The organism is Aquidulcibacter sp. (assembly GCF_044346625.1).
Classification (GTDB): domain Bacteria; phylum Pseudomonadota; class Alphaproteobacteria; order Caulobacterales; family Aquidulcibacteraceae; genus Aquidulcibacter.
The window spans coordinates 1-4,926 of sequence record NZ_JBIIYV010000127.1 but is presented as its reverse complement, the minus strand read 5'-3'; the positions used below and the strand labels follow the sequence as shown (position 1 = coordinate 4,926).

Below are 4,926 nucleotides of genomic sequence, written 5' to 3'. Positions count from 1 at the left end.
TGATGCGCAACACCTATAATGCGTCCTCCGTCACCCCCTACAACCCCGCCGAAACCCTCGGCGACGTAACCCCCTCCACCCCGCAAGCCACCCCGCCCAAGAAGCAGAAGTGTGGCGGCTTTGGGCAGATATTCCTCGCCATTATCGCCATTGCCGTGACGGTGATGCTTCCCGGCGGCGGATTTATTGGCTCCGCAATTAGCGGTGCCATTGGTTCGATTGTGTCGCAAACGATTGGCGTCGCCATCGGCATACAGGACAAGTTTAGCTGGAAGGCGGTCGCCATGGCAGCCATCACCGCTGGTGTTGATGGAGGTTTGGCAAATAAGTTTGGCACAGGATTTACTGCTGCGGTTGTGCGCTCAGCCGCCTCTAGCGCGATCAGCCAAGGCATAAATGTAGCCCTTGGCCTGCAGGATAAGTTCAGCTGGGCGGCGGTAGCGGCTTCTGCCGTTGGCGCTGGGGTCGGTCATAAGGTCGGCAACAGTGCGATGTTGAGCAAGGCATCTGGTCAAGTCGTGAAAGCGGCGGTGTCAACGACAACGATGTTAACCAATGCAGCCACACGATCTTTGATCGACGGATCAGACTTTGGCGACAACGTTCTATCGGCCCTGCCGAGTGTTCTGGGCAGTATGATCTTTGATGGACTGGTTTCGCTAATTCCCAAGGCCAGCGAAGAAAAATTTACTCAGACGGCAAGTATTGCAGATACGACCATGACGGATGCCGGTCCTAGCTACGGCGGCGCTAGAGGCGCGGCATCAAGTCAAGCTAAGCCAATTGAAACGATTATCGTTACAGCCTTTAATCAGTCAACATTAGGAAAAGCGTTCAAACGTCTCCAACAGTACGCTTATGATTTGCAGGCGAATTTGACGAACGACAGTAGATATGACTTCGTCCGCCAAGGCATTCGAGTTGGGCTGGGTGCTTATGGCATCCAAGGCGGACGTCGCCAACAGGGGACAGCGCAAAGCTCTCTTGGGTTTAGTCAAATAGTCGCGAGGGTTAGCGACCCTACGCCGAACCCGTTTGGAACACTTGGGAACCTTTTTGCGCCGGGTCTCAGGGATTCTACGAATATCCGTGGCTCATTTAACATAGTTAATGCGCGGTCCCGTGTTGCAATGAATGGAGGTGATCCATTTGAACGGGGCTTGGCGTCTTCGGGCTTAGCGCAGGAAGCAATGAACGTGGGTTCGAACGCAATGGTTGCGTCACTGATGCACAACGCCTCAAACGAAATTGCAGGCAATGTGGCTGGCGGAATGGTTGGAGGAATATTTGGCAAGGTAACCGGCCTCGGTGGAAGGGCCGTCGCGCAGGCTGAAGGGCGCATTATTGCTGCGAACAGTTCTCCAATACGTATAGCTCGGGCCGGAGACCCTGACTTTATTGGCCCCATTAAGCCCCAGTTTATTCGAGGATCATCTGAGAGCTGGGGTAGCTACCTAACGAGAATGAAGGGTCCACCCCCAGAAGGAATGATTGATCCACATGCACATCACGTAGTTTTCCAAACTGGGAACGGTGCCGCCCAGCAAGCGCTTGTTGTGGAGGGTCAGGGCATTCTGCGCGCAGCAGGCATTGATCCGATTTCTGGCCCGGAGAACCTTGTATGGGCTCCCATGCGCGTGACCGGCCAACATGGACAACCGGCATTGAATCAAGTTGTCACAGAACTGCGGGAGGCCCAACAACTCGGCCTCGGCCGCGATGCACTGGTTGATATCTTGACGCGTAATGGTAAGCTTGCGGCAGCGAGAAAGTGAACTGTATGATTGAGCAAAAATCTCCGGTGGCAAAGATATGGGAGGCTATCTCGGTCGGCGATGTTGACCTGACTCGGAGTTTGTTTTTTCAGCATCCGGAAATGGTCAATGCGTTCATTCCCTTCGGAGGAGGAACATTCTTACATCTGGCTGCAAGCAAGCAGGGTGTTGATATGGCCGAAGCACTCTTGAAGATTGGGTTTGATGTGAACAAAGGAGGAAAGTTCGCAGGTGATACAGCATTAGTTTCCGCTTGCTCTTATGGAAATTATTCAGTTGCAAAGTATCTTATTGACAATGAAGCTAAACTTGACGTCGAGTCTCCACAAAAAAATCCGCTGTTTGGCGCGATAATTGGATGTTCTAGCGAGATTGTCCGATTGCTATTGGAAGCTGGCATCGACACTAGTGTACGATACACTGGAGAGAGTATGAAGAATATGGATGCGATAGCATTCGCTTTGGAACGGGGCGAAAGGCTTATCGCGCGCGAGATCGCACTTTGGAATTCTAACGGCGATGTAGCAAAAGCAAATGCTATTTTAGAAATCGGCCAAGAAATAGCAAAATCAAATAATACATAACTGACCGAAATGCACATCGCGCGTAGGGGGCAGGTCTCAAAGACTGCACCGCCTTCGAGATTGTGAAGTGCAAAAAGCCCCGAATTGCCATCGACCAATACATCCTCCACCACCACCTACACCTATGAGTGGTATCAAGGTGCGGTGCAGACGGGGATCACCTATAAGGAAGGGTCCGCCACCCGGATCACCACCTTCACTATGGCCAATATCGCCGGGCAGATGGTGACCAAGAGCGTGTTTGTGAATGACGGTCGGCCCCGGACGGTGACGTTTGACACCGATGTGTCGGGTCAAGTGATCCGGCGGCGGGAGTCGGATAATAATTATAGCCAAGGTGATCCCAGCGCCATGTGGTACCGCTTTGCCGGTCGCCAGATGGGCATGATCACGAATAATGGCGGGTGGGAAGGTTCTTACGCCGCCTCGGTCGCGCAACGCCAAGCTGCCCCTGCCACCACAGCGCCCGGTGCTTTTGCCAATGGCGCGACGGTGGGCAAGCAGGAAGAGCAATTCTCGTCCAATCTGGAAGTGATCAACAGCTATAGCCAAGGCTCGGTTGCTGGCAGCTATGTGGTCCGCTCCGGCGACAGCCTGCAAGGGATCGCCCAGAATCTATGGGGCGATAGTGGGCTTTGGTACAAATTGGCCGAAGCCAATGGCCTATCGGGCGCGGCATCCCTATTTGAAGGCCAGACCTTGCGCCTACCCGCAGGGGTGATGCGCAACACCTATAATGCGTCCTCCGTCACCCCCTACAACCCCGCCGAAACCCTCGGCGACGTAACCCCCTCCACCCCGCAAGCAGTTCCGCCGAAAAAGCAAAAGTGTGGCGGCTTTGGGCAGATATTCCTCGCCATTATCGCCATTGCAGTGACGGTGATGCTCCCCGGGGGCGGATTTATTGGCTCTGCAATTAGCGGTGCCATTGGTTCGATCGTGTCGCAAACGATTGGCGTCGCTATCGGCATACAGGACAAGTTTAGCTGGAAGGCGGTCGCCATGGCAGCCATCACCGCTGGTGTTGATGGAGGTTTGGCAAATAAGTTTGGCACAGGATTTACCGCTGCGGTTGTGCGCTCAGCCGCCTCTAGTGCGATCAGCCAAGGCATAAATGTAGCCCTTGGCCTGCAGGATAAGTTCAGCTGGGCGGCGGTGGCGGCTTCTGCCGTTGGCGCGGGGGTCGGTCATAAGGTCGGCAACAGTGCCATGTTGAGCAAGGCATCTGGTCAAGTCGTGAAAGCGGCGGTGTCAACGACAACGATGTTAACCAATGCAGCCACACGATCCTTGATTGACGGATCAGACTTTGGTGACAACGTCCTATCAGCCTTGCCGAGTGTTCTCGGCAGTATGATCTTTGATGGACTGGTTTCGCTTGCTTTTGACGGCACCGATGCAGCAAAGCAACCTTCAAAGACTTCAGGGAACGGTGTATCTAGCCAAGCCACTATGAGTTCCGGTTTCGTGGGTGGTCCAGGATTACTGGGCTTAGCTGGGATGCAAGTTGGTATACCCCGACAATACATAGAGCAGGTCTTAGTCACCGCTAAGCGTGGATCGCAAAAGCCTTGGTGGGAGGCTTTTGTCGAGAACCTCCAACAACATGCGTTCAACCTGAGGAAGGCCGGCGCAGATATCGTCCAAAGTGGCATCAATCGGGGCAATAATGCTGTCGGCTTATTCAAGGTCCAATCCAGGGCTGCGGTACAGCGGATCGGGGGCGAAGTTAGATCCTTTGGGGGCGTGGTCACTTCAGCCTATCTAAATCGCGTGGATAGCGGCATTTCGAGAATGCGTTCTGGGGATGCAACTGCGCGTGCTTTTGAAAACAATACGGGCTTTACCGGCACGATTGGCCGTTTTGGCGGGGGGCTAGAAGCGGTAGGTGGGGGCATAGAATGGGGCCTCGCAGTACCTTTGACAGCTATTGATGTGCTTGTTGGTCGGCCTGTCAACACGGCTACCAATAATGCGATCCCCCAAAAATTTATGGGTGACGCGGCATTGACAATCGCTGGGGCAGCAACCTTGCGACCAACGGCAACCACAGCTCGGGGGGCGGTTGCCGCAGAGAGTAATGACTTCGTGGGGCCGTTGATTGGAAAATCGGGGTATCGAACAACTTCGGAGTTATCAGACGCCATATTTACTCGGTATCAAGCTGCAGCAGATCGGGGTTACGCCAACGTGCAAGCTCTGGAAGCACAAGGACTTTTAGTGCCCCCAAAAGGCGTTCCTTTGAACACTTACCGGGGTCAGCTTGTTGACGATTTTGCTCGCCGCGACATACGCGGATTCCTTGTTCAGGAAGGAATTGAAAATAGTGGCCTAGTAAGCGTCAATCGGCGACTGTATGATTCCACGGGCACAAGTTACCGAATTCCTGATCTCAGAGTCGTCGGCACAAATAGGATTTATGACTTGACAGTCGGGAACATGAAGTGGCTCGGTTTGTTCGGACAGGTGAACCGTTTCTATAAGTGGATGACTGCCGGATTTACGCCGCAACCGGGATTGGTTGGGGCGGGTTGAAGTAAGCGCTGTCTGGGGTATTTCCGTCAAGA

The 4,926-nt window shown here is 53.8% G+C and carries 3 protein-coding genes; all 3 read left to right on the top strand.

Going from position 1 to position 4,926, the window contains the following annotated elements; translation table 11 throughout:
* On the top strand, positions 1 to 1,775 hold a 1,775-nt coding region (locus ACIQ20_RS15830), incomplete at its 5' end, for a hypothetical protein (RefSeq protein WP_395782005.1).
* Between the two features lie 5 nt (positions 1,776 to 1,780).
* Entirely contained in the window at positions 1,781 to 2,359 is a 579-nt protein-coding gene (locus tag ACIQ20_RS15825; protein WP_395782003.1) for an ankyrin repeat domain-containing protein, read from the top strand.
* A gap of 84 nt (positions 2,360 to 2,443) precedes the next feature.
* Positions 2,444 to 4,894, top strand: coding sequence for a LysM peptidoglycan-binding domain-containing protein (locus ACIQ20_RS15820; RefSeq protein WP_395782001.1), 2,451 nt, complete (start codon positions 2,444 to 2,446; stop codon positions 4,892 to 4,894).
* The last annotated feature ends 32 nt before the right edge of the window (positions 4,895 to 4,926 follow it).